We start from the raw sequence: 22370 nt of genomic DNA, 5'->3' as shown, positions 1-22370 counted from the left end.
TGCCTTCCCTGATCCGGCTGACGTGCGGCCTGGCCTTCGGCATGGCGGCAGCCCTGGGCGCCCACGCCGAGGAAGAGAAGGTGCTCAACATCTACAACTGGTCGAACTACATCGCACCGGACACGATTGCCAACTTCGAGAAGGAGACGGGCATCAAGGTCCGCTACGACGTGTTCGACAACAACGAGATCGTGCACGCCAAGCTGGTGGCCGGCAAGACGGGCTATGACATCGTCGTGCCCTCGTCGTACTGGGGCAAGCTGCAGGCCGATGGCGGACTGCTGCAGAAGATCGACAAGAGCAAGATCCCGAACTGGAAGAACCTGGATCCGGCGATGCTGGCGCAGCTCGGTCGGCTCGACCCGGGCAACCAGTACATGGTCAACTGGATGTGGGGCTACACCACGGTCGGCATCAACGTCGACAAGGTGAAGGCCGCGCTGGGCAGCACGCCCATGCCCGACAACGCCTGGGACCTGATCTTCAAGCCGGAGTACATCAGCAAGCTCAAGAGCTGTGGCGTGTCCTTCCTGGATTCGCCCACCGAGGTGATCCCGGCGGCGCTGCACTACCTGGGCAAACCGGCGTACTCGAAGAACATTGCCGACTACCAGGCCGTGCCGCCGCTGCTCAAGACCATCCGCCCGTACGTGACGCTGTTCAGCTCGAGCGGCTACATCAACGACCTGGCCAACGGGCAGCTGTGCGCGGTGTTCGGCTACTCGGGCGACATCAACATCGCCAAGAACCGTGCGATCGAGGGCAAGACGGGCCAGCACATCCAGACGATGACGCCGAAGACCGGCGGCGTGATCTTCATGGATTCGATGGTGATTCCGGCCGATGCGCCGCATCCCGAGAACGCCCACAAGTGGATCAACTACATCCTGCGCCCCGAGGTGCATGCGGGCCTGAGCAACAAGGTGTTCTACGCCAACCCGAACCTGGCGTCGCGCAAGTTCATCAAGCCCGAAGTGGCCAATGACCCGGCGGTGTTCCCGCCCGAGGCCGAGATGAAGAAGATGGCGCAGCCCGAGGCGCTGAACAACGACATTCGCCGCCAGATGACGCGCATCTACACGTCCTTCAAGACCGGCCTGTAAAGAACAGAATGAACAGCAGGACAGGGGAGGGCTACCTGGTCATCGACCGGGTGGTGAAGGACTTCGTGAGCCCGGACGGCGGCAGCTTCCGGGCGGTGGACAACGTGTCGCTGTCGATCCGGCAGGGTGAGATCTTCGCCTTGCTGGGCTCGAGCGGCTGCGGCAAGACGACGCTGCTGCGGATGCTGGCGGGCTTCAATGCGCCCACATCGGGGCGCTTGATGCTGGGCGGTCAGGATCTGGCCGGGCTGGCGCCCTACGAGCGGCCGATCAACATGATGTTCCAGAGCTACGCGCTGTTTCCGCACCTCAGCGTGTGGGACAACATCGCGTTCGGCCTGAAGCGCGAAGGCATGCCGCGCGCCCAGATGGCCGAGCGGGTGGAGGCCATGTTGAAGCTCGTGCAGCTGACGAAGTTCGCGCAGCGCAAGCCGCACCAGCTGTCGGGCGGACAGCAGCAGCGCGTGGCGCTGGCGCGCAGCCTGGCCAAGCAGCCCAAGCTGCTGTTGCTGGACGAACCGCTGGGCGCGCTCGACAAGAAGCTGCGCGAAGAGACGCAGATCGAGCTGGTCAACATCATCGAGTCGGTGGGTGTGACCTGCGTGATGGTGACGCACGACCAGGAAGAGGCCATGACCATGGCCAGCCGCATCGGCATCATGAGCGAGGGCCGCATCCTGCAGGTGGGCTCGCCGCACGAGGTGTACGAGACGCCGTCGACGCGCTTCGTGGCCGACTTCATCGGCAACGTCAACCTGATGGATGGCACGCTGGTGGTGGACGAGGCCGACCACTGCGAAGTGGCCTGTGCCGATGTGCGGCACTTCGTGGGCCACGGCATCACGGGCCATGAAGGCATGGCGGTGACGGTGGCGCTGCGCCCCGAGAAGATCCGCATCGGCAAGCGCCCGCCCGAGCCGCTGGCCGGCGAACCGGCTGCGCCGCTGAACCGGGTGAAGGGCACGGTGAAGGACATCGTGTACTTCGGCGACAGCACGGTGTACCACCTGGCCCTGCCCAGCGGGGCCGTGCTGAAGGTGAGCCAGGGCAACACGCAGCGCCACGTCGACGACGCGCTGACCTGGGGCGACGAAGCCCATGCCAGCTGGGCTCCGTCGGCCCAGGTGGTGCTGACGCAGTAAGGCGAAGGCGATGGCCCATCACCCCAAGCTGAACTGGCGGGACCGCACGCTGATCGGCGTGCCGTATGCGTGGCTGCTGGTGTTCTTCCTGCTGCCCTTTCTGATCGTGATGAAGATCAGCGTCTCCGAGATGGAGGTGGTGAGCTTCAAGGACCTGATCACCTGGAAGGACGGCGTGCTGCAGCTGAGCCTGAAGCTGGGCAATTACCTGTTCATCACGCAGGACGAGCTGTACTTCCTGACCTACCTGAACAGCCTGAAGTACGCCGCGATCACGACCGTGCTGTGTCTGGCCATCGGCTACCCTTTTGCCTACTTCATGGCGCGGGCGGACCGCAGCGTGCAGCCGGCGCTGGTGATGGCCGTGATGCTGCCGTTCTGGACCAGCTTTCTGCTGCGCGTGTATGCGTGGAAAGGCCTGCTGGGCGAGGGCGGCTGGGCCGCGATGGCGCTCAACGCGGTGCACGCAGACCAGCTGCTGATGACGCTCGGCCTGATCCCCGGGCCCGGGCAGTATCTGAACACGGCGTTCTCGCTGGTGCTGGGCATGGTCTACACCTACCTGCCGTTCATGATCCTGCCGCTCTACGCCAACCTGTCGAAGATGGATCTGCGGCTGCTGGAGGCGGCCTACGACCTGGGCGCCACGCCGTGGGTCGCGTTCTGGAAGGTGACGGTACCGCTGTCGCGCGCGGGTATCGTGGCGGGCTCGATGCTGGTGTTCATCCCGTGCGTGGGCGAGTTCGTGATCCCCGAGCTGCTGGGCGGGCCGCAGACGCTGATGATCGGCCGCGTGCTGTGGGACGAGTTCTTTGCGAACAACGACTGGCCCATGGCCTCGAGCGTGGCGGTGGTGATGATCCTGCTGATCATCGTGCCGCTGGCGTGGTTCAACAAGGTACAGGCCGAAGCGCAGGAGGGCGGGCGATGAGCGAGGGGCTGCCGTCTTACCTGCGCCGGGGCCGCTGGGTGTCGCGCACCTGGCTGGCGCTGGGCTTCGCGTTTCTGTACCTGCCCATCGCGATGCTGGTGGTGTTTGCGTTCAACGCGTCGCCGCTGCCCTCGGTGTGGGGTGGCTTCACGCTGAGCTGGTTCAGCAAGCTGGCCGATGACACCGAGATCCTGCAGGGGCTGTGGCTGTCGCTGCGCATCGCCTTCTTCACGGCCTGCGCGGCGGTGGTGCTGGGCACGCTGGCCGCCCTGGCGCTGGTGCGCTTCAAGCGCTTTGGCGGGCGCACGCTGATGGTGGGCATGATCAACGCGCCGCTGGTGATGCCCGAGGTCATCGTCGGGCTGTCGCTGCTGCTGATGCTGGTGTCGCTGCAGCGCTGGCTGGGCTTTCCCGAGCGCGGCATGGTGACGATCTGGCTGGGCCACCTGCTGGTGGGGCTGGCCTATGCCACCGTGGTGATCCAGGCGCGGCTGCAGACGCTGAACCCGCAGCTGGAAGAGGCCGCACTCAACCTGGGCGCTCGGCCGGCGCAGGTGTTCTTTCTGGTCACGCTGCCCATGATCGCGCAGTCGCTGGCCTCGGCGTTCCTGCTGACCTTCACGCTGTCGCTCGACGACGTGGTGCTCGCGGCCTTCCTGTCCGGCCCGGGCTCGACCACGATGCCGCTGGTGATCTTCTCGCGTGCGCGGCTGGGTGTCGACCCGAGCGTGAACGCGGTGGCCACGGTGGTGATTGCCGTGGTGGCGCTGGCGGTGGTGGGCGGCAGCTATGCGCTGGCCCGTGCCGAGCGGCGACGGCAGCAGGACATGGCGAAGGCGGCCCTCGGCTGAGGCGGGCCGCCACGATCCCTCATCCCTCACAAGCACAACCGATTGCAACGACACCAGGAGCCCAGCCCCATGAACACCGTGTCCTCATCCCCTGCGGCCCGTCCCGGCCGCGCCTGGCCGGCTGCCACCGCGCTGGCGCTGGCCCTTGCGGCGGCCTTTCCGCTGCCGGCGGCCGCGCAGTCGAACGCCGAGTTGCTGCAGGAGCTCAAGGCCTTGAAGGCGCGCATGGCCGAGCTGGAAAAGAAGCTCGAGGCACAGGAGACGAAGCAGGCCGAGGCGGCCGCGGCGGCGCCGGCCCCGGGCATGACGCCCGAGCAGCAGCAGGACTTCAATCGCATCGCCGTGAAGGCCGAGGCGCTGGAAGACTCGCGTGACATGCTGGGCTTCAAGGGCCTGAAGATCGGGGGCTACATGGACCCGACCTGGGTCTTCAACCAGCGGCAGCACCGCGCGGGCTTCCAGTTCCTCAACCCGGTGGACGAGGGAGGCTACTACTACGACACGTCCTACATCGGCACGGTGGCGCTCGACATCGTCAAGGAGACCGACAGCGGTGCACGCTGGCGCCTGACGCTGGTGCCCCAGCGCAGCACGCAGGCGGTGTCGGAAGGCACGAGTTCGCCGGTGCAGGAGGCCTCGGTGTCGGTGCCCATCACCGACCTGCAGACCCGCTTCATTGCCGGGCACATCCCGGACTGGTCGGGCTACGAGATGCTGCAGCCCACGCTCAACAAGTTCGTGACGCACAACCTGCTGTTCGACACCACGCTGCCCGCGTCCTACACCGGCGCGGGCTTCGAGATCCTGCGTGGCAAGTGGCTGACCAAGGCCGTGGTGGCCAACATGGCGGCCAGCCGCCGGCAGCCGAACGAGAAGACGCCGGTGTTGGCCTATCGGGTGGACTATGCGAAGGGCGAGTTCCAGGGCTTCGGGTTTGCAGGGATCCATGGGCGGGCGGCGAACTTCTCGGAAAGCGCGACGGAGACGGTGAGTGTGCTCAATCCGATCACGGGCGTGGTCGAGTCGGCCCAGCAGCCGATTGCCCAACGCGACTCCCGCGTCGACACCTTCGAGTTCGATGCCTACTTCATCCGCGGCCCGCTGACGCTGCAGGGCCAGGTGTCGTTCGGGCGACAACTGAAAGCGTCCATCACGCCGGACCCCGAAACGGGCCGCCTGCGCGATGCCTACTGGTCCGGCGTCTCTGGCCTGTTCGCCTACAAGATCGAGCCCTGGCTGGAACTGGCCGCCCGTGCGGATTACATCTGGAACGGCAAGAATGGCGGCGGTCTCCTGACCTATGCGGTGGCTGACACGTTCAACGGCATCGGCCCGGCGCGGGTGCGCGATGAGTCGGGGGCATGGGTGGCGGCCAACGGCGGCGCTCGCGGTGTCGATCGCGGCGCCCTCAGTCTCGGCATGAACTACGCCTTCAACCTCAACACGCTGTTCAAGTTCGAATACCGTTACGACTGGGCGTCCGGCCCGGTGTTCATCGACACGAAGTCCAACGACTACAAGAAGAGCAACCAGCTCTTCGGCACGGCGGTCGTCGTCAGTTTCTGAGCACTCCGGCACGGCGCGGCACGAGGGCGTTCAAGTTGCCTGCGTTCTGACCGATGTCACACGCAGCAGCCGGGCCATGGCAGGAACCGTCCTTTCCGCTCGGGCACGTGGCTGCACTTTCAGGAGTGTGTATGTCACGTCTGTCCATCGGTCAGCGGCTGGCCCTGGGCTTTGCCCTCGTTCTCTTTCTTTGCGTCCTGACCACCGGCATCGGCCTGTGGCGCCTGCACGAAACAGCCCGTGAGACGGCCGACATGATGCAGACCCCGCTGGCCAAGGAGCGCCTCGTCAGCGACTGGTATGCCAACGTGAACGCCGGTGTGCGCCGCACCGCCGCGATTGCGCGCAGCAGCGACCCGTCGCTGGTGGCGTTCTTCGCCGAAGACGTGGCCGAGGCCAGCAAGGCGTCCAGCCACTATCAGAAGTCGATCGAGGCCTTGCTGTCCACGCCGCGTGAACGCGAGGTCTTTGGCGAGGTGGGAACGCATCGCAAGCAGTTCATCGCGGTGCGCGACCGCATTGCCGAGCACAAGAAGGCCGGCCGCGTCGACGAGGCCAGCGCCGATCTGACGCAGCATTTCATGCCGGCGGCCAAGGCCTACCTGGGTGGCATGCAGGCCCTGCAGGCGCTGCAGCGCGAGGAGATCGACCACCGGGCGAAGGGCATCGCCACGCTGAATGCCGCGAGCGCGCGCCTGCTGTGGGCGCTCGGTGCGTTGACGCTGCTGCTGGGCGGGGCCGTGTCCTGGCTGATCACACGCAGCATCACCACGCCGCTGCACGAAGCCGTGAAGGCCGCCCAGCGCGTGGCCGCGGGCGACCTGACCGGCCGCCTGGAGACGGGGCGTGCCGACGAGACCGGCGTGCTGCTGCGCGCGCTGCACGACATGCAGGAGCGGCTGGTGGCCGTGGTCGGCCGCGTGCGGGGCAACGCCGAGAGCGTGGCGACCGCCAGCAGCGAAATCGCCCATGGCAACCTGGACCTGAGCCAGCGCACCGAGACCCAGGCCGCCGCCCTTCAACAGACCGCGGCCACCATGGACCAACTCAGCAGCACCGTGCGCCACAACGCAGACAACGCGCGCCAGGCCAACCAGCTCGCATCGGGTGCGTCGAGCGTGGCCCAGCGCGGTGGCGAGGTGGTGGGGCAGGTGGTGGACACCATGCGCGGCATCCAGCAGAGCTCCGGGAAGATCGGGGACATCATCTCGGTGATCGACGGCATCGCCTTCCAGACCAACATCCTGGCGCTGAATGCCGCGGTGGAAGCCGCGCGGGCCGGTGAGCAGGGCCGCGGGTTTGCCGTGGTGGCCGGCGAGGTGCGGGCGCTGGCCCAGCGCAGCGCCAGTGCCGCTCGCGAGATCAAGACGCTGATCACCGACAGCCTCCAACAGGTCGATCAGGGCACCACGCTGGTCGACCAGGCCGGACAGACCATGGGCGAGATCGTCGATGCGATCCGCCGTGTCAGCGACATCGTGGCCGAGATCAGCGCCGCCAGCACCGAGCAGAGCACCGGCGTGAGCCAGGTCGGCCAGGCGGTGTCGCAGATGGACCAGGCGACGCAGCAGAACGCCGCGTTGGTCGAGGAAAGCGCGGCCGCGGCCGAAAGCCTGAAGCAGCAGGCGCGGCAGCTGGTCGATGCGGTGGCGGTGTTCCGGCTCGACGGCGGGGCGGGCGCGATGGCGGCCCTGCCCGCCGCCGTCGCCCCGGTTGCGCAGCCGGCTTCCAGCATGGCGCCCCGCGTGGCCGCACCCCGTGCCGGCACCCTGCCGGTTGCGTCTACCCAGGTGGCCAAGGCGCCGACGCGGACCGACCTCACCAAGGCGTCGGCTCGCGCACCGGCCCGGCCTGCGGCTGTGGCCGCCGCACCATCGGTGCCTGCTACGCCGGCCCGGCCCGTGGCGGCCACCGCGCCGTCGGACGACGACTGGGAAACGTTCTGATCAGACGCTCGGCAGGCCGCGCGGAAACGCCGCCTGCCCGGGAGGCTCCGGTGCGGCCCCTGTGAAGGTTGCCAGCAGCCGGAGCCGTCTTCAGCGTGCGCCCAGCCAGCCGAGCAGCGGGGCCCACTGCGCCAGGTCCTTTTCGACCTTGGCGGCGGGGACGTCCCAGAGGCTCAGGCCGTGGGCGGCCAAGTGGGCGTAATTCTGCGTGTCGCGCAGCAGCGTGATGAGCGGGATGTCGAGCGTGTCGAGAAAGGTGCAGAGGTGCTCGGTGGCCTTGGTGTGGTCCTTGATGCGGTTGCCGACCACGCCGAGCTGTTTGCCCTCGGCGCGACCCTTGCGCGCCAATGCGGCCAGGAAGTCCTGCGTGGCGTAGATGTCGAACAGGCTGGCCTGCAGCGGCACGATGACCCGGTCGGCCAGCTTCATCACCGCATCGAGCCCCTTGCCGTGCAGGCCGGCCGGTGTGTCGAGCACCACGTGGGTGGTGCCCTTGGGCGGCCGCGCGATGTGGTCGGCGGAGATGTCCCACGTGACGATGCGCGGCAGTTCAGGCGAGCGCAGCCGCAGCCACAGGCGCGACGACTGCTGGCGGTCGACGTCACCGAGCATCACGGCGTGGCCCTGCCGTGCGAAGTACCCCGCGATGTTGCTCGACAGCGTGGACTTGCCCACGCCGCCTTTCGGATTGGCGACCACGATCACCGGCATGACAACCCTCCCTGTGCGGACCAGGGCATTGTGGCGCAAGCGCGGGGGCTTGGCCGCGGGGTGTGGACGCGGCCGCCGGATTGGATAGAGTGGGGGCAGCGAGCACCCAGGAGCCAGACCGATGACGACGAGCCCCCCGACCCCCAGCGCCCGCCTGTGGCGCGACCGTGCCGATGCGCTGCTGGCCGAAGGCCGACTGGACGGCCGCGCGCTGATTGGCGGCGAACGTGTGGCCGCGGCCGACGGCCAGACCTTTGCCTGCCACTCACCGATCGACGGGAGGCTGCTGACGGCGGTGGCGCGGGGCCAGCAGGCGGACGTGGATGCCGCGGTGCGTGCCGCACGCCGCGCTTTCGACGATGGCCGCTGGGCGCGCAAGGCGCCGGCGGTGCGCAAGCGCATCCTGCTGCGCTTTGCCGAGCTGATCACGCAGCACAAGGACGAGCTGGCGCTGCTCGAAACGCTCGACATGGGCAAGCCCATCCAGTACAGCCTCAGCGTGGACGTGCCCGCCGCGGCGCGCTGCATCGCCTGGTATGCCGAGGCCATCGACAAGGTGTACGACGAGATCGCACCAACACCCGCCAACTCGCTGGCGCTGATCCAGCGCGAGCCGGTCGGCGTGGTGGGTGCCATCGTGCCGTGGAACTACCCCATGATCATGGCGGCCTGGAAGCTGGGCCCCGCGCTGGCGTGCGGCAACAGCGTGGTGTTGAAGCCCTCGGAAAAATCGCCGCTGACCGCGCTGCGGCTGGCCGAGCTGGCGCTGAAGGCCGGGGTGCCAGAGGGCGTGTTCAACGTTGTGCCGGGCTACGGGCACGAGGCCGGCGAGGCGCTCGCGCTGCACATGGACGTCGACGCCCTGGGCTTCACGGGCTCGACCCGCGTGGGCCGCAAGATGCTGGAGTACGCCGGGCGCAGCAACCTCAAGCGTGTGTTCAACGAACTGGGTGGCAAGTCGGCCGTGCTGCTGTTCGACGACTTCGATGACCTGGACCGTGCTGCGACCACGGTGGCAGGCAGCCTGTTCTTCAACCAGGGCGAGTCGTGCAACGCACCGTCGCGTCTGCTGGTGCACGAGGCCATTGCCGATGCGGTGGTGGAGCGCATCGTGGCGCTGACGCCGCGCTACCAGCCGGCCGATCCGCTGTCGGCGGCCACCGTGATGGGCGCGCTGGTCGACGAAGGGCAGCTGCGCACGGTGACGGGCTACATCGCCCAGGGCGTGGAGCAGGGCGCTCGGCTGCTGGCCGGCGGGCGCCAGGCGCTGGCCGAGACCGGGGGCCATTACGTCGAGCCTACGGTGTTCGATGGCGTGCGCAACGACATGGCGATCGCGCGGGAGGAGATCTTCGGGCCGGTGCTCAGCGTGATCCGCTTTGCCGATGAAGCTCAGGCGGTGAGCCTGGCCAACGATTCGACGTACGGCCTGCAGGCCAGCGTGTGGAGCCGCAGCCTCGATCGCGCCCACCGCGTGGCGCGCGCCCTGCGGGCCGGCACGGTCCACGTCAACCAGTATGACGACGACGACATCACGGTGCCGTTCGGCGGCGTCAAGCAGTCGGGCAACGGGCGGGACAAGTCCCTGCACGCGCTCGACAAGTACACCGAATTGAAGACGACCTGGATCCGGCTCGAAGGGGCGTGATGCCTCAGCGGGCGGCAGCCCGCGCCGCGGCGACCTCGGACTGCGTGGCCAGTGCGGCCTCGCGCCACGCGGGCTCGGCCTCGGTGGCGCGTTGCACGGCGCGCCGGGCGGCGGCCTCTGCGGCGGGGAGGTCACCCAGATGCAGCCGCGCGGCCGCGAGGTTGTTCCATGCGGCGGCGCTGTCGGTGCGCTGCGCCACCGCGGCAAAGACGGCGGCCGCACGGGGCAGGTCGCCGGCGCTCACATGGCTGTTGCCCAGCCCCAGACCCAGCACCGGGTCGTCGGGCCAGCGGGTGGCGGCGGCTTCCCAGGCTGTCACGGCCCGCGCAGGGGGTGCCACCAGGCCAAAGCCGAGCAGCGCATCGCGCACGGCGGCGGGTTCCGCCGTCGCGGGCAGTTCGCCGGGCGGCAGGGCCACGAAGGCCCAGTGCCGCGAGCGGGCCCAGGTGTGTTCGAAGGTGGCCAGCGGCATGCGCTGCTCGCGGGTCTCGCCCGAGCGCAGCACGATCTCGCGCTGGTCGAGGTCGTAGCCCACCACCACGGCGTAGTGCCACATCGGTGCGATCGGCAGGCTCAGGTTGAGCAGCACGCCCACCGGGTGGCCGGCCGCCACTTCACGCAGCACGGCCTCGAGCCGGGGCGGCAGCGGGGTTGGCACCACGTCGTGCGCGCGCCCGGCCGCCAGCATTTCCAACTGCAGGCTGCCGCCGCGCTCGGGCACGAACACGGCGCGTGCCAGCGTGTCCGGGCTCACGGGCCGGCCGGCGTGCTGAAGCAGCGTCGCCAGCACTGCCGGGCCGCATTGCAGCGCCGTCTGCGGGAAGAACGGCACCGCCGCGAGGTTCAAGCGGCGGGGCAGGTCGGCAGGCGGCTGCGCCAGCACGGCCTCGGTCTGTCGCGCTTCAAAGCCCGTCAGCGTGCCGCAGCCCGCCAGGCCGAGCGCCACCACCGCCGTGAGCGCGGCCCGTGTGAGCCGCGGCCACAGGCGGGCCTGCCTTGCCCGCACGGCGTGGTTCAGCGAACCGAGCGGGTGAAGGGGAAGACCTTCGTGAGGCCCAGGATGTCCGTCACCAGCAGGATGAGGAAGATGAACACGATGGTGCCCAGCACGTCGCTTGCGCCGGCCGGGGCGGTGTCCAGCGTGTCGGCCAGTTGGGCCACTTCGGCGTCGCTCAAGGACGCGATGCGGGCGCGGGCGTCATCCATGTTCACGCCCTTGGCGGTCAGCGCCTCCGCGACGTCGGCACGCTCCAGCGTGGCCAGCACATGGGCGCGGCGCTGGGACGACTCGGCCTGTGCGGCCTGGCCGGCCACGGCTTCGGTGGCGATCATCCCGGCGTGGGCGGCCTGCAGGCCGGCCGTGTGGCTCAGGGCGGCGGCCACCATCCAGGCGACCCACTTCTTCTGCTTGTTCATGGTACTTCCTTGTCTCGAGGGGAGGGGCAGCGCACCCGGGGCGGGGCGCCTTGTCGCGAAAGCATACTGCCGGGGGGCGGCCCTGCACCAGGCGGATCGGTAAGCAAGCGTGACGAGGCGGCCGGGCGGTTTTGCGGCCAGAATCTCGGTCATGTCCGCTGCGCCCGTTCTTGATGTTGTCTGCCTGTGTGCCGCCTGGTGTGGCACTTGCCGCGAGTACGAAGCCCTGTTTGCCGCCCTGCAGCAGAGCGCGCCCGGTCACCGCTACCGCTGGATCGACATCGAGGACGAGGCCGATCTGGTGGGTGACATCGACGTCGAGACCTTTCCCACGCTGATGGTGGCGTGGCAGGGCCGTGTGCTGTTCGCCGGACCCGTGCTGCCCCGCCTGGGCGATGCCCAGCGCCTGCTGGCCGTGCAGGCCGAGCGCGTCGGGGCCTGGGTGGCGGCCGGGCAGACGCCGGCACAGCCGGTGCTCGGCTTGCCCGACGACCAGACCGAGGCTTACGGGGCGCTGGCGGCGGCCTTGCGCTGAGCGCGGCGCTCAGGACACGGCGGTCGGTTCGAGCAGGCTGGTTTCCAGCCGTAGGTCGGGCGGCGTCCAGTCGGCCAGCCAGTCGGCGAACTCGTCGGCGGGCATCGGCCGGGCAATGAAGTAGCCCTGGGCCTCGTCGCACGCCAGGCTGGCCAGAATGCGCAGCGCCTTCACGCTTTCGATGCCTTCGGCCACCACGGTGAGGCCCAGGTTGTGCGCCAGGTCGATGGTCGAGCGCACGATCTTGGCATCCTGCACGTCGCTTTCCATGTTCATCACGAAGGACCGATCGATCTTCAGTTCGTCGACCGGCAGGCGCTTGAGGTAGGCCAGCGACGAGTAGCCGGTGCCGAAGTCGTCGATGGACAGCTTGAGGCCCATCTGATGCAGGCGGTCGAGTGTGTGGAGGGCACGCTGCGGGTCGTCCATGATGGCGCTTTCGGTGATCTCGAGCACCAGCCCCGCGGGGTCGATGGCGTGGCGCGCCAGCAGCGATTCGATCTTGGCGGGCAGCTCCTGGTCCATCAGGTCGCGCGTCGAGAGGTTGACGGCGATCTTCAGCGTGTGGCCGCGGGCGGCGAGGGCCTGTGCGGCATCGGCGACGGCCTCGAGCACCCACATGCTCAAGACGCGGATGAAGCCTGTCTGCTCTGCAAAGGGAATGAAGCGCATGGGCGGCACCATGCCCCGCTCCGGATGCAGCCAGCGGATCAGGGCCTCGGCGCCAACCACCCGGCCCGTGCGCAGATCGAGCTTGGGCTGCAGGAACAGGCGAAGCTGCCCGTGGTCGACCGCGTGGCGCAACTCGCCCAGCAGCGTCAGCGATTCCTGGCTGCCCGAGTCCAGGCCCGCCTGGTAGACGACGATGCCGGCCTGACGCTGCTTGGCGGCGTACATGGCCACCTCGGCGCGGGCGAGCAGCTCGTCGGCCTGCCGGCCGTGTTCGGGGCATACGACGATGCCGATGCCGGCGCCCAGGTCCACCGTGTGGTCATCCAGCGTCATGGGTTGCTCGAAGTCCGCCAGGATGGCCGCCGCAACCGCCTCGGCCTCGGTGGCGCCATGGTCGGGCAGCAGGATGGCGAATTCGTCGCCACCCAGGCGGGCCAGCACCGCGGGACGGCCGTACAACACGCTGTGCCGCAGGCGTTCGGCCACGGCGCGCAGCAGGCGGTCTCCGAAGCGGTGGCCCAGCACGTCGTTGACGTGCTTGAAGCGGTCGAGGTCGAGCATCAGCACGGCGCAGGGCGCGCCGGTGGCGGCCGCCACCTCCACCGCGGCACGCAGGTCGAGCCGGAACTGCTCGCGGTTGGGCAGGTCGGTCAGCTGGTCTTCATAGGCCAGGCGGCGCACCTCGCGGGCACGCACCTGCAAGGCCACCCGCATGGTTTCGAAGGATCGGGCCAGCTCGCCGATCTCGTCGCGGCTGTGGAGAGACACCGCGTCGTCGTAATGACCTTCTTCCAGCCGGCGCGCCGATTTCGACAGCACCCGCAGTGGCGTGGTGATGTGGCGCGCCGTGATGACGCTGCCGACGGCAAACACGGCAACCCCGATCAGCGACAGCGCCAGCAGCACCTGCTGCAGCTGCGCGTAGGGTGCGAGGGCCTCGGTCACCGACCGCATGAGCAGGGCGCTGACCGGGGCGGCGCCCTCGACGCCGGGCAGGGGCATGGCGCGGGTGTCGAACTCGGCATCGCCCAGCCGCACGGTGCGGTGGCGGTCCTGCCGCTGCACATCGAAGTCGGCGGCCTCGGGCTGCCAGGCGGCACCCAGCTCGCGCAACTCCGCAGCCTGGCGGGTCGACATCAGTGTGTGCCACGGGGCGCCGGCCTGCTTGTGCATCAGCGCGGCGTCCAGGCCGGAGAGGCTTTTCACGTCTTGCAGCAGGGTGTTGCCCACCGCGAAGGCCATGCCAACCCAGCCGATGACGGCCGGCGCGCGCACCGGCACGGCGACGATCTGGTAGGGCTGCCCGTCGATTACCTCGAACAGCGAGGAGTCGGCCTGCCCTTCGACGTTGCGCCGCGCGTAGCGTTCGATCGCCTGTACGAAGCGCGCTCCGCGCGGGTCGGTGGCGGCCACCAGGCGGAAGTCGGCATCGGTGTAGGCCGCCACGGCGGCCTGGACACGCTCTGCGCTGTTGGCGAGCGCCGACTGGACAGTGTCCGCGTCGCCGCTGGCAATCGCAGCACGGAAACCGTAGTCCAACGCCAGCACCTGGGTGGCCTGTCGCAGGTTGTCGTCGTTCTGCTTCAGCAGCCGTTCCAGCACGCGCTCGGCGGTCTGCAACTCGGTGTGGATGTCCTTGCGCGCGTTGCGCTCGATGTGCTCGTCAATCACCCACCACGCCGCGAGCTGGATGGCGACGATGAGACCCAGGAAGACCGCGACGATGCGGGCCTGGAGGCTGCGCAGGATGGCGGGCATGCCGGCCAGGGCTTCAGGGGGGCGTGTCAGGGCGCGCGACCAGGGCCATGCCACGGGGCGGGCGGCACAGGGTGTGATGCGTCATCGCGGACCCACACGGCCATGGCGCGATGAAGCCAGTGTCCGTTGGCCGCTGCTGCCGTGTGCGAACTGCCCTGCCCGGCGGAAGGCGGCGCCGCACTCGGGGCGCGGCCGGCGGGCTGAGGGGACCGGGGCGTGCGGGTGGACATGATGTGGCGACGTCAGGTGTAAGAGCTTGTTGCTGTTATCGGTCATCTTGACCGATCCTTGACGTCCCCGACATAGGCAGAAGACCCACCAAACCCCGTCTGTTCGTGCGGAAGCTCACGCGGCCGCGCGTGTTTGCAGCGTGTGGCGCAGTTCGGCATCCAGGCGCGCCAGGAAGTCGCGCACGTCGGCCGCATCCACCTCGTCGTTCTGGTGGATCACGGTGAGCAGCTGGCGACCGTTGAGGCTCAGCGTCCCGATCAGGACGGCGGTGCTCACGGTGGCCGGCCAGAACTCGGTGACGCGCAGGGTGGCGTCCTTCGGGTTGATGAACTCGGCCGAGCCCAGGTTGGTGAGGTGGCAGCTCACGGGCGCAAAGCGCTGACGGCGCTTGGCCTGCACGATGAGGCGGCTGTAGAGCCGGCGTCCCATCAGCGGCAGCCATTCGTACACGGTCAGGGGCAGTGCATAGTCGCGCCGTTCGTACCGGGCGAGCTGGTCGCGCACCTGGCCGTCGAGCGAGGCCATCTGGGCAGGCAGGTCATCCTGGCGTCGGCCCTGCACCACGAAGGAGTGCACGTGGTTGCCGATCTCGGGCGCCTGACCGGCCGGGAAATGGCGACGCAGGTCGACGGACAGCCGGATCGCAGCGCGCGCGCTCGGGTCGTCCGGGGCCTGCTGCAGGAAGACCTGGGCGACCAGACCCAGCAGCAGCGTGTTGACGGTGGTGCCATGGGCCTTGGCGAGCGCCTTGATGGCCTCGGCCGGCACGGCCAGCTCGTGATGGTGAACGGTGCACGTGGTGAAGCGCGGTGAGGCGCGCCTGGCCAGGCCGAGCACCCGGGTGCCGGCCGCCTCGCGGGCGTCGGCGCGCGTCTGGCGCACGAAGCGGGCGATGCTGGCCGGCCACTGCCACCAGGCTTTCGGGCGCACGGCGGGCGCCATCGACTCGCTCTGCAGCGGCATGGGCGGGATCGGGTGGCCATTGAGCCGGGCCACCAGCGCGCCGACGAACTGCACCATCGAGCGGCCGTCGCCGATGATGTGGTGGGCCGAGAAGGCCAGCACCGGCTGGGTGGGGTGGGGCAGCAGGCGGGCGCGCCACGGCAGGCCGCGCTCCATCGGCATCGGGTCGTTGAGCAGCCGGGTGTGCCAGGCCTGCAGCGCCGCGCGCGAGGTGCCGTCCACGTCGTGCTGCACCTGGAAGGCGTCGTCAAGCAGCGCGTCGATGTGGGCGTCGTCGGGCAGGATGCGCAGCGCGTGGCTGAACGCGGTGGGCTCCATGACGCCGCGCAGACGCGGGCAGGCGCTCGTCAGTTCGCGCAGCGCCTGGCGCACCCGCGCCGGATCGAGCGCGCCGTTGAAGCGCAGCACATAGGGTTGGTGGATCGAGCCCAGATAGCCCTCGCACGCCCAGTAGAGGTGCTCGGAGCGGTTGAGGGCCTGGAAGTCGTCGGCGTGGCTCACGGCGGTACGTCTCGGATCGTGGGCAAGGCGGGGGCGGGCCCCGGTGCGGCGGCGCGTTGAATGCCGTGCGATCCACTGTATCCAGCGCCGGCTGGCCGGCCCCTCAGGGCTTTCCTTGGCGGGCACCCCGAGCTTGAGGGGGCCGCCTAAGCGTCAGCCGCGGGCCGGTGGCGCCACCGTGCGGCTCAGTTGCTGTGCCAGCCGGCGCAGCGCGTCCCACGGGTCTTCCGGCCATTGCGGGTGCCGCAGGCCCTTCACGATGCCGTCGACGATGCTGGCATTGGCCACCAGGCGGGCCAGCGTGCCCAACCGGGCTTTGGGCAGGATGCGTTCGAACAGGCGCTCGCGCGGGCCCCACACGCGCTGCTCGCGCAGCACCATGGGCAGCGGCTTGCCACCATCGAGCGCCTGACGGGCGCGGTACAGCCCGAGGATGTCGTCGGCCAGCGCCCAGTGCACCAGCACCGGCGCCTCGCCCTCGGCCTGCAGGCCGTCGATCATGCGCAGTGTGCGGTGCAGCTGGCCCGACAACACCGCTTCGCTGAGCTTGAAGACGTTGAAGCGCGCGACGTCGACCACGGCCTCCTCGATCTGCTCGATGGTGAGCGTGCCGGGCGGGTGCAGCAGGCCGAGCTTGACGATTTCCTGGTGTGCGGCCAGGAGGTTGCCTTCCACCCGGTCGGCAAAGAAGGCCAGCGTGCGCTGCCCGGCCTCGCCGGCTTCGACCTGCTGGCCCTGGGCGGCCAGGCGCTGGGCGATCCAGACCGGCAGCTGGGCGCGCTCGATCGGGTCGCAGCGCAGGGTCACGCCGATGCCGTCGAGCGCGGTGAACCACGCGCTGCTCATCTGGGTCTTGTCGAGCCGCGGCAGCGTGATCAGCGTGACGACGGCGTCGTTGCCGGCGGCCGTGTCGCAGTACTGCTGCAGCGCCTGCGAGCCGTCCTTGCCCGGCTTGCCCGAGGGGATGCGGATGTCGATGAACTGGCGGTCGCCGAAGAGCGACATCTCGCTGGCCGCGCCCAGCAGGCTGGACCAGTCGAAGTGCGCACCGCTGACGGTGTGCACCTGGCGCTCGGTGTGGCCCGCGGCGCGTGCGGCAGCGCGGATGGCGTCACCGGCCTCCTGCACCAGCAGGGCCTCGTCCCCGTGCAGGGTGTAGACCGGCTTGAGCGTGCCGCCGCACTTCTGCAGGTGGGCGGCAAGCTGGTCGTGGCGCAGTTGCATCGGCGGCGGAAGTCAGCGGGCGCTGTCGCGCGACGGCGTGGCGGGTGTGGGCACGCGGCGGTCGGGCTCGGCCGGGGCGGCCATCGGCTCGGGCGGCGAAGGCAGCTGGGCCGGGTCGATCGCGGCCAGGCGACGCAGCACCTGGTTGACGATGTCGGTCTGCATGGCCCTCTGCAGGGCCTCGGACTCGTCCTGTTTGGCCAGCGCGTCCTGCTCGGTGTAGGTCAGGTCGTTGGCCATGGCGATGTCGCTGGCGGGCACGAGGATGCTGCCGTCACTGCGCCGCACCTGAAAGCGCAGCTTGATGCGGGCCGTCATGCCGCGGACCTGGCCGTAGCGGGTGGTCGAGCTGACCACCATGTCGCGGGTGTCGCCCAGGGCTTCGAAGACAATGTGGCCCACGGGCACGCTGGCGCTCGAGGCGGCCTGGGCCGCTTCCAGCGTGCTGCCCACCACGCGCACGCCGGTGTTCTCAAGGGCACGGGCGAGCTCGGTGGCCAGCGGCGAGGTGCGCGCAAACCCGGTCAGCTGGATGGTCTGGAAGGCCATGCCGTACTGACCGCGCATGCGGAAACCGCAGCCGGCGAGCGCCAGCCCGCCCAGGCCGAGGCCCATCCAGCGAGCCAGCCAGGTACGGCGCGAGACAGAGGTGGGGTGGTGTGCCATCAGATCACCACGTTGACCAGGCGGCCCGGCACCACGATGACCTTCTTGGCCGGCTTGCCCTCGGCAAACTTGGCGAAGTCCTCGCTGGCCAGCGCGGCGGCCTCGATGGCGGCCTTGTCGGCCTGCGGGCTGACCTTGATCGAGCCGCGCAGCTTGCCGTTGACCTGCAGCATCAGTTCGATCTCGTCCTGCACCAGGGCGCCCGCGTCGACCTGGGGCCAGGGCGTGTCCAGCAGGTCACCCAGCTGTTCGGCATAGCCGAGCTCGCTCCACAGCGCGTGCGCCAGGTGCGGCGTGGCCGGGTACAGCACGCGCACCAGGATGCCGAAGCCCTCGACCAGCGCGATCTGGCCATCGGGCGTGTCGCCACCCTTGAAGCCTTCCAGCGCGTTGAGCATCTTCATCGCACCGGAGACCACGGTGTTGTACTGCATGCGCTGGTAGTCGTAGTCCACCTGCTTGAGCACGGTGTGGATCTCGAGGCGCAGCGCCTTGGCGTCCTTTCCGAAGGCCACGTCGGCCAGCTTGCCGGCGCCGGCGGCCACGGGCAGCGTGCTGGCGAAGTCCAGTCCGCGCAGCTTCACGCCGAAGTTCCACACGCGGCGCAGGAAGCGGTAGCTGCCTTCCACGGCGGCGTCGTTCCACTCCAGCGTCAGCTCGGGCGGCGCGGTGAACATGGTGTACAGGCGGGCGGTGTCGGCGCCGTACTTTTCGATGAGCTGCTGCGGGTCGATGCCGTTGTTCTTCGACTTCGACATCGTGCCCACGCCTTCGTAGTCGATGGCGGTGCCCACGGGCAGCTGGCCGTCGGCGCTGTCGACGGCGTTGATCAGCCTGGCGCCGACCACCTTGCCGGCGTCGTCCATCACGTGCTCGACGTCATGCGGCCAGAAGTATTCCTTGCCACCCTTGGCCGTGCGACGGCTGTAGATGTGGTTGAGCACCATGCCCTGCGTGAGCAGCTTCTTGAAGGGCTCGTCGACCTTGATCAGGCCGAGGTCGCGCATGACCTTGGTCCAGAAGCGCGCGTACAGCAGGTGCAGGATGGCGTGCTCGATGCCGCCGATGTACTGGTCCATGCCGCCATCGGCCATCCAGTAGTCGGTGCGGGCGTCGACCATCTGCTCGTGGTTGTCGGCGCAGGTGTAGCGCAGGAAGTACCAGCTCGAATCCACGAAGGTGTCCATCGTGTCGGTTTCGCGCTGGGCTGGCTTGCCGCACTTGGGGCAGCCCACGTTCAGGAAGTCGGGGCGCGACTTCAGCGGGTTGCCGCTGCCGTCGGGCACCACGTCTTCGGGCAGGCGCACGGGCAGGTCCTTTTCGGGCACCGGCACCGGGCCGCAGTCGGCGCAGTGGATGATGGGGATCGGGGTGCCCCAGTAGCGCTGGCGGCTGATGCCCCAGTCGCGCAGGCGCCAGGTGGTCTTCTTCTCGCCCACGCCCTTGGCGATGAGGATCTCGGCGACCTTGTTGACGGCGTCCTTGTAGCCCAGGCCATCGAGTTCGCCCGAGTTGACGCACACGCCCTTGAGCTTGTCGCCGTACCAGTCGGCCCAGGCCTCGGTGTTGAAGGCCTCGCCTTCAACGGCCACGACCTGCTTGATCTCGATGCCGTACTTCTTCGCAAAGGCGAAGTCGCGCTCGTCGTGCGCGGGCACGCCCATCACGGCGCCGTCGCCGTAGGACATCAGCACGTAGTTGCCGACCCAGACCTCGACCTGCTGGCCGGTGATCGGGTGGCTGACGAACAGGCCGGTGGGCACGCCCTTCTTCTCTTGCGTGGCCAGTTCGGCTTCGGTGGTGCCACCGGTCTTGCACTCGTCGATGAAGGCCTGCACTTCGGGCTTGCTTGCGGCGGCGTGCAGGGCCAGCGGGTGCTCGGCTGCCACGGCGCAGAAGGTCACGCCCATGATGGTGTCGGCGCGCGTGGTGAAGACCCACAGCTGACCGTTGTTGATCAGGGCGCCGTCAGTGCCTTTGATGTCATGCGCAAACGCAAAGCGCACGCCTTCGCTCTTGCCGATCCAGTTTTCCTGCATCAGGCGCACGCGCTCAGGCCAGCCGGCGAGGTAGTTCTTGTCCTCGGGGTTGGCCACCGCGCTCAGGAGCTCGTCGGCGTACTTCGTGATGTTCAGGTAGTAGCCGGGGATCTCGCGCTTTTCCACCAGGGCACCCGAGCGCCAGCCGCGGCCGTCGATCACCTGCTCGTTGGCCAGCACGGTCTGGTCGACCGGGTCCCAGTTGACGGTCTGGGTGCGGCGTTCGCAGATGCCGGCTTCCAGCATCTTGATGAACAGCCACTGGTTCCACTTGTAGTACTCGGGCTGGCAGGTGGCGATCTCTCGCGACCAGTCGATCGCCAAGCCCATCGCCTTCATCTGCTTCTTCATGTAGGCGATGTTGTCGTACGTCCAGGCGGCGGGCGGCACCTTGTTCTTGAGCGCGGCGTTCTCGGCCGGCAGACCGAAGGCGTCCCAGCCCATGGGCATCAGCACGTTGTGACCGTTCATGCGCAGGTAGCGCGTGAGCATGTCGTTGATCGTGTAGTTGCGCACGTGGCCCATGTGCAGCTTGCCCGAGGGGTAGGGCAGCATCGAGCAGGCGTAGAAGGCCTTCTTCGACGTGTCCTCGGTGACCCGGTAGGCATCGGCGTCGGCCCAGTGCTGCTGGGCACGGGCTTCGACGGCACGCGGGTCGTAGGTCTGGTTCTCGTTGTGTGCGCTCATGGGACGACGTGGGCGGTGGGCCGCCAAGACAGGAGCAGGCCGGCGCCCGCGACGGGGTGCCGGCCTGTGGAATCACGGATCCGGGGATTATAGGAACCGGGCGCGCGGCCCGGCACCCGCCTTACGCCAGCCCTTCGGCCTTCAACGCGCGTTGCACCGCTGGCCGGGCGCCGACGCGCGCCTGGAAGGCCTGCAGCTGGGGCCATGGGGTCAGGTCCAGCTTGATGAGGCGCGACCAGCCCAGCACGACGAACAGGTAGATGTCGGCCACGCTGTAGCCCTCGGGCAGCAGGTATTCGCGGCCAGCCAATTCGGTGTTGATGTAGCCCAGACGCCGTTCCAGGTTGGCCCTCGCGGCATCCTTCATCTCGGGCGTGGAGTCGGGCTTGAAAAAAGGCGTGAAGCTCTTGTGCACCTCGGTGCCGATGAAGGTCAGCCAGCTCTGCAGCTGGTAGCGCGCCAGCGTGCCGTTGGCGGGCGCCAGCTGTTTGTCGGGCACCTGGTCGGCGAGGTACTGCACGATGGCCGGGCCTTCGGTCAGCAGCACGCCGTTGTCGAGCACCAGGGCCGGCACGTAACCCTTGGGGTTGATTTCGCTGTAATCGGCGCCGCTGGCCGTGGTCTTCTTGCGCAGATCGACCTGCTCGGTCTCGAAAGACAGACCGGATTCTTCCAGCACGATGTGCGGCGACAGCGAGCAGACGCCAGGCGAGAAATAAAGCTTCAAGGGGGATCTCCTCAGGTGAAGAAGGCAGGGCGATTGTCTGCCGCCTGCGCAATTCCCACCCGGGCGTCAGGGCTTGTGCCGATCAGGCCTTGATGCGTTGGCCCGCGGTCTGGCGCCGCTGCCGCTCCACCCGGCGCACGAAGCCGCGCACCAGGCGCGCAAACAACGCCGGCTGCTGCAGCGGCAGCCAGTGCCCGGCGTCGACCTCGACGCGGTGAAGCTGCGGCACCCAGCGCGCCAGGTGGGCCGGGTCGCTCAGCGCCGGGCCGACGTAGCGGTCGCGCAGCGGCACGATGACCTGTACTGGTGCGTGCGCATGGCGATCGCCGGGGCGCAGCATGCGCGACAGCATGTTCGCGCGGTACAGCCGCATGCCGCGCACGCCGTCGGCCGTCTGGCCAGCGCGTTGTTCTGCCGGCGTGCGCTCCAGCCAGCGCAGCCAGCGCGACCAGTGCGGGCCCATCACCGTGTGCCACATCACCGTGGGCAGCACCGGCAGGTGGAAGAAGGCGATGTACCAGGAGCGCAGGCCCTGCATCAGGTACTGAGCCAGATGGCGTGGTGTGGGGCGGCGCAGGCGGTCGCGCATCCAGTGGCCAGCGTGGTCGAGGCAAGGCCCCGAGCAGCTGGAGTAGGACGCGATGCGGCCGCGCAGGGTCGGGTCGGTCACGGCGTCCCAGCCCTGGATCGAGCCCCAGTCGTGCGCAACCAGGTGCACGGGTCGGTCGGGGCTGGTGGTGTCGATCACGGCGCGCAGGTCGGCCACCAGCCGCGGCAGGCGGTAGTCGGCGGTGCTGGCGGGCACGAACGAGGCGCCGGCGCCGCGCACGTCGTAGGCGACGACGTGCCACTGGTCGGCCAGCAGCGGCGCGATCTTCGACCAGATGCCGCTGTGATCGGGGTAGCCGTGGATGAGGACGATGGTGCTGCGCCCGCTTTCACCCCATTGCTGCACGGCCAGCGGGCCGTCGGGACCGGGAACGAGGCGGGTGCGGGGAACGAGGGCGGAGGGCATGGGCGGAGACCTCGAGGGGAAACCACCCATGGTAGGGA

General features: G+C 68.9%; 18 protein-coding genes. 8 read left to right on the top strand and 10 right to left on the bottom strand.

The genetic code is table 11. The annotated features are described in order from the left end of the window. Positions 1–41 precede the first annotated feature (41 nt). From Q0Z44_RS01990 to Q0Z44_RS01965, 6 genes are all read left to right on the top strand, one after another. Positions 42–1103 carry a polyamine ABC transporter substrate-binding protein gene (locus Q0Z44_RS01990; protein WP_298009577.1) on the top strand — a complete coding sequence of 354 codons (1062 nt, stop codon included), beginning with the start codon at positions 42–44 and terminating at the stop codon, positions 1101–1103. An 8-nt stretch (positions 1104–1111) separates the two neighbouring features. Continuing rightward, on the top strand, positions 1112–2245 hold the full coding sequence (gene potA / locus Q0Z44_RS01985; RefSeq protein ID WP_298009446.1) for a polyamine ABC transporter ATP-binding protein: 1134 nt from the start codon (positions 1112–1114) through the stop codon (positions 2243–2245). Positions 2246–2255: 10 nt separating this feature from the next. Further along, positions 2256–3176 carry an ABC transporter permease subunit gene (locus Q0Z44_RS01980; protein ID WP_298009443.1) on the top strand — a complete coding sequence of 307 codons (921 nt, stop codon included), beginning with the start codon at positions 2256–2258 and terminating at the stop codon, positions 3174–3176. Beyond that, entirely contained in the window at positions 3173–4027 is an 855-nt protein-coding gene (locus Q0Z44_RS01975) for an ABC transporter permease subunit (protein ID WP_298009439.1), read from the top strand. Before Q0Z44_RS01980 ends, Q0Z44_RS01975 begins: the two co-directional genes overlap by 4 nt. A 69-nt stretch (positions 4028–4096) precedes the next feature. Further along, positions 4097–5593, top strand: coding sequence for a DUF3138 family protein (locus Q0Z44_RS01970; RefSeq protein ID WP_298009436.1), 1497 nt, complete (start codon positions 4097–4099; stop codon positions 5591–5593). A 131-nt stretch (positions 5594–5724) separates the two neighbouring features. Continuing rightward, positions 5725–7539, top strand: coding sequence for a methyl-accepting chemotaxis protein (locus Q0Z44_RS01965; protein ID WP_298009433.1), 1815 nt, complete (start codon positions 5725–5727; stop codon positions 7537–7539). Between the two features lie 90 nt (positions 7540–7629). Here the strand turns inward: Q0Z44_RS01965 and Q0Z44_RS01960 are convergent, their stop codons facing one another. Further along, positions 7630–8250, bottom strand: a complete 621-nt coding sequence (locus Q0Z44_RS01960; RefSeq protein ID WP_298009430.1) for a ParA family protein — start codon at positions 8248–8250, stop codon at positions 7630–7632. Positions 8251–8371: 121 nt separating this feature from the next. On the opposite strand from Q0Z44_RS01960, the gene Q0Z44_RS01955 reads away from it, so the two are divergent. Further along, positions 8372–9898: an aldehyde dehydrogenase gene (locus tag Q0Z44_RS01955; RefSeq protein WP_298009427.1), complete on the top strand. Its 1527-nt coding sequence runs from the start codon at positions 8372–8374 to the stop codon at positions 9896–9898. A gap of 4 nt (positions 9899–9902) precedes the next feature. Here the strand turns inward: Q0Z44_RS01955 and Q0Z44_RS01950 are convergent, their stop codons facing one another. Then, the gene (locus Q0Z44_RS01950; protein ID WP_298009424.1) at positions 9903–10904 is read right to left on the bottom strand and encodes a PA2778 family cysteine peptidase; all 1002 of its coding nucleotides are present in this window, start codon (positions 10902–10904) and stop codon (positions 9903–9905) included. A gap of 8 nt (positions 10905–10912) precedes the next feature. Continuing rightward, on the bottom strand, positions 10913–11314 hold the full coding sequence (locus Q0Z44_RS01945) for a PA2779 family protein (RefSeq protein WP_298009422.1): 402 nt from the start codon (positions 11312–11314) through the stop codon (positions 10913–10915). A gap of 151 nt (positions 11315–11465) precedes the next feature. On the opposite strand from Q0Z44_RS01945, the gene Q0Z44_RS01940 reads away from it, so the two are divergent. Continuing rightward, on the top strand, positions 11466–11849 hold the full coding sequence (locus Q0Z44_RS01940) for a thioredoxin family protein (protein ID WP_298009420.1): 384 nt from the start codon (positions 11466–11468) through the stop codon (positions 11847–11849). A 9-nt stretch (positions 11850–11858) separates the two neighbouring features. On the opposite strand, the gene Q0Z44_RS01935 is transcribed toward Q0Z44_RS01940, so the two are convergent. From Q0Z44_RS01935 to Q0Z44_RS01905, 7 genes are all read right to left on the bottom strand, one after another. Beyond that, positions 11859–14333: an EAL domain-containing protein gene (locus tag Q0Z44_RS01935; protein ID WP_366517562.1), complete on the bottom strand. Its 2475-nt coding sequence runs from the start codon at positions 14331–14333 to the stop codon at positions 11859–11861. Positions 14334–14624: 291 nt separating this feature from the next. Further along, positions 14625–15974: a condensation domain-containing protein gene (locus Q0Z44_RS01930; RefSeq protein WP_298009417.1), complete on the bottom strand. Its 1350-nt coding sequence runs from the start codon at positions 15972–15974 to the stop codon at positions 14625–14627. A gap of 153 nt (positions 15975–16127) precedes the next feature. Then, positions 16128–17198: a DNA polymerase III subunit delta gene (gene holA, locus Q0Z44_RS01925; protein ID WP_298009413.1), complete on the bottom strand. Its 1071-nt coding sequence runs from the start codon at positions 17196–17198 to the stop codon at positions 16128–16130. A gap of 12 nt (positions 17199–17210) precedes the next feature. Then, positions 17211–17864, bottom strand: a complete 654-nt coding sequence (lptE, locus tag Q0Z44_RS01920) for an LPS assembly lipoprotein LptE (RefSeq protein WP_298009410.1) — start codon at positions 17862–17864, stop codon at positions 17211–17213. Further along, positions 17864–20590: a leucine--tRNA ligase gene (leuS, locus tag Q0Z44_RS01915; protein WP_298009406.1), complete on the bottom strand. Its 2727-nt coding sequence runs from the start codon at positions 20588–20590 to the stop codon at positions 17864–17866. The genes lptE and leuS overlap by 1 nt, the downstream gene beginning before the upstream one ends. A 121-nt stretch (positions 20591–20711) precedes the next feature. Beyond that, entirely contained in the window at positions 20712–21317 is a 606-nt protein-coding gene (gene gstA / locus Q0Z44_RS01910; RefSeq protein WP_298009403.1) for a glutathione transferase GstA, read from the bottom strand. Between the two features lie 82 nt (positions 21318–21399). Further along, on the bottom strand, positions 21400–22332 hold the full coding sequence (locus Q0Z44_RS01905) for an alpha/beta fold hydrolase (RefSeq protein WP_298009401.1): 933 nt from the start codon (positions 22330–22332) through the stop codon (positions 21400–21402). Between the last annotated feature and the right edge of the window lie 38 nt (positions 22333–22370).

Source organism: uncultured Aquabacterium sp. (assembly GCF_947366995.1).
Classification (GTDB): domain Bacteria; phylum Pseudomonadota; class Gammaproteobacteria; order Burkholderiales; family Burkholderiaceae_C; genus Aquabacterium.
Note: the sequence above shows the minus strand (reverse complement) of the source record. Positions and strands in the feature narration are given on the sequence as shown.

Coding starts and splice junctions, on each gene's coding strand:
- Q0Z44_RS01975 (WP_298009439.1), top strand. CDS start 3,173: ATGAGCGAGGGGCTGCCGTCTTACCTGCGCCGGGGCCGCTGGGTGTCG.
- leuS (WP_298009406.1), bottom strand. CDS start 20,590: ATGAGCGCACACAACGAGAACCAGACCTACGACCCGCGTGCCGTCGAA.
- Q0Z44_RS01940 (WP_298009420.1), top strand. CDS start 11,466: ATGTCCGCTGCGCCCGTTCTTGATGTTGTCTGCCTGTGTGCCGCCTGG.
- potA (WP_298009446.1), top strand. CDS start 1,112: ATGAACAGCAGGACAGGGGAGGGCTACCTGGTCATCGACCGGGTGGTG.
- Q0Z44_RS01955 (WP_298009427.1), top strand. CDS start 8,372: ATGACGACGAGCCCCCCGACCCCCAGCGCCCGCCTGTGGCGCGACCGT.
- Q0Z44_RS01990 (WP_298009577.1), top strand. CDS start 42: ATGGCGGCAGCCCTGGGCGCCCACGCCGAGGAAGAGAAGGTGCTCAAC.
- holA (WP_298009413.1), bottom strand. CDS start 17,198: ATGCAACTGCGCCACGACCAGCTTGCCGCCCACCTGCAGAAGTGCGGC.
- Q0Z44_RS01970 (WP_298009436.1), top strand. CDS start 4,097: ATGAACACCGTGTCCTCATCCCCTGCGGCCCGTCCCGGCCGCGCCTGG.
- Q0Z44_RS01905 (WP_298009401.1), bottom strand. CDS start 22,332: ATGCCCTCCGCCCTCGTTCCCCGCACCCGCCTCGTTCCCGGTCCCGAC.
- Q0Z44_RS01960 (WP_298009430.1), bottom strand. CDS start 8,250: ATGCCGGTGATCGTGGTCGCCAATCCGAAAGGCGGCGTGGGCAAGTCC.
- Q0Z44_RS01965 (WP_298009433.1), top strand. CDS start 5,725: ATGTCACGTCTGTCCATCGGTCAGCGGCTGGCCCTGGGCTTTGCCCTC.
- lptE (WP_298009410.1), bottom strand. CDS start 17,864: ATGGCACACCACCCCACCTCTGTCTCGCGCCGTACCTGGCTGGCTCGC.
- Q0Z44_RS01980 (WP_298009443.1), top strand. CDS start 2,256: ATGGCCCATCACCCCAAGCTGAACTGGCGGGACCGCACGCTGATCGGC.
- Q0Z44_RS01945 (WP_298009422.1), bottom strand. CDS start 11,314: ATGAACAAGCAGAAGAAGTGGGTCGCCTGGATGGTGGCCGCCGCCCTG.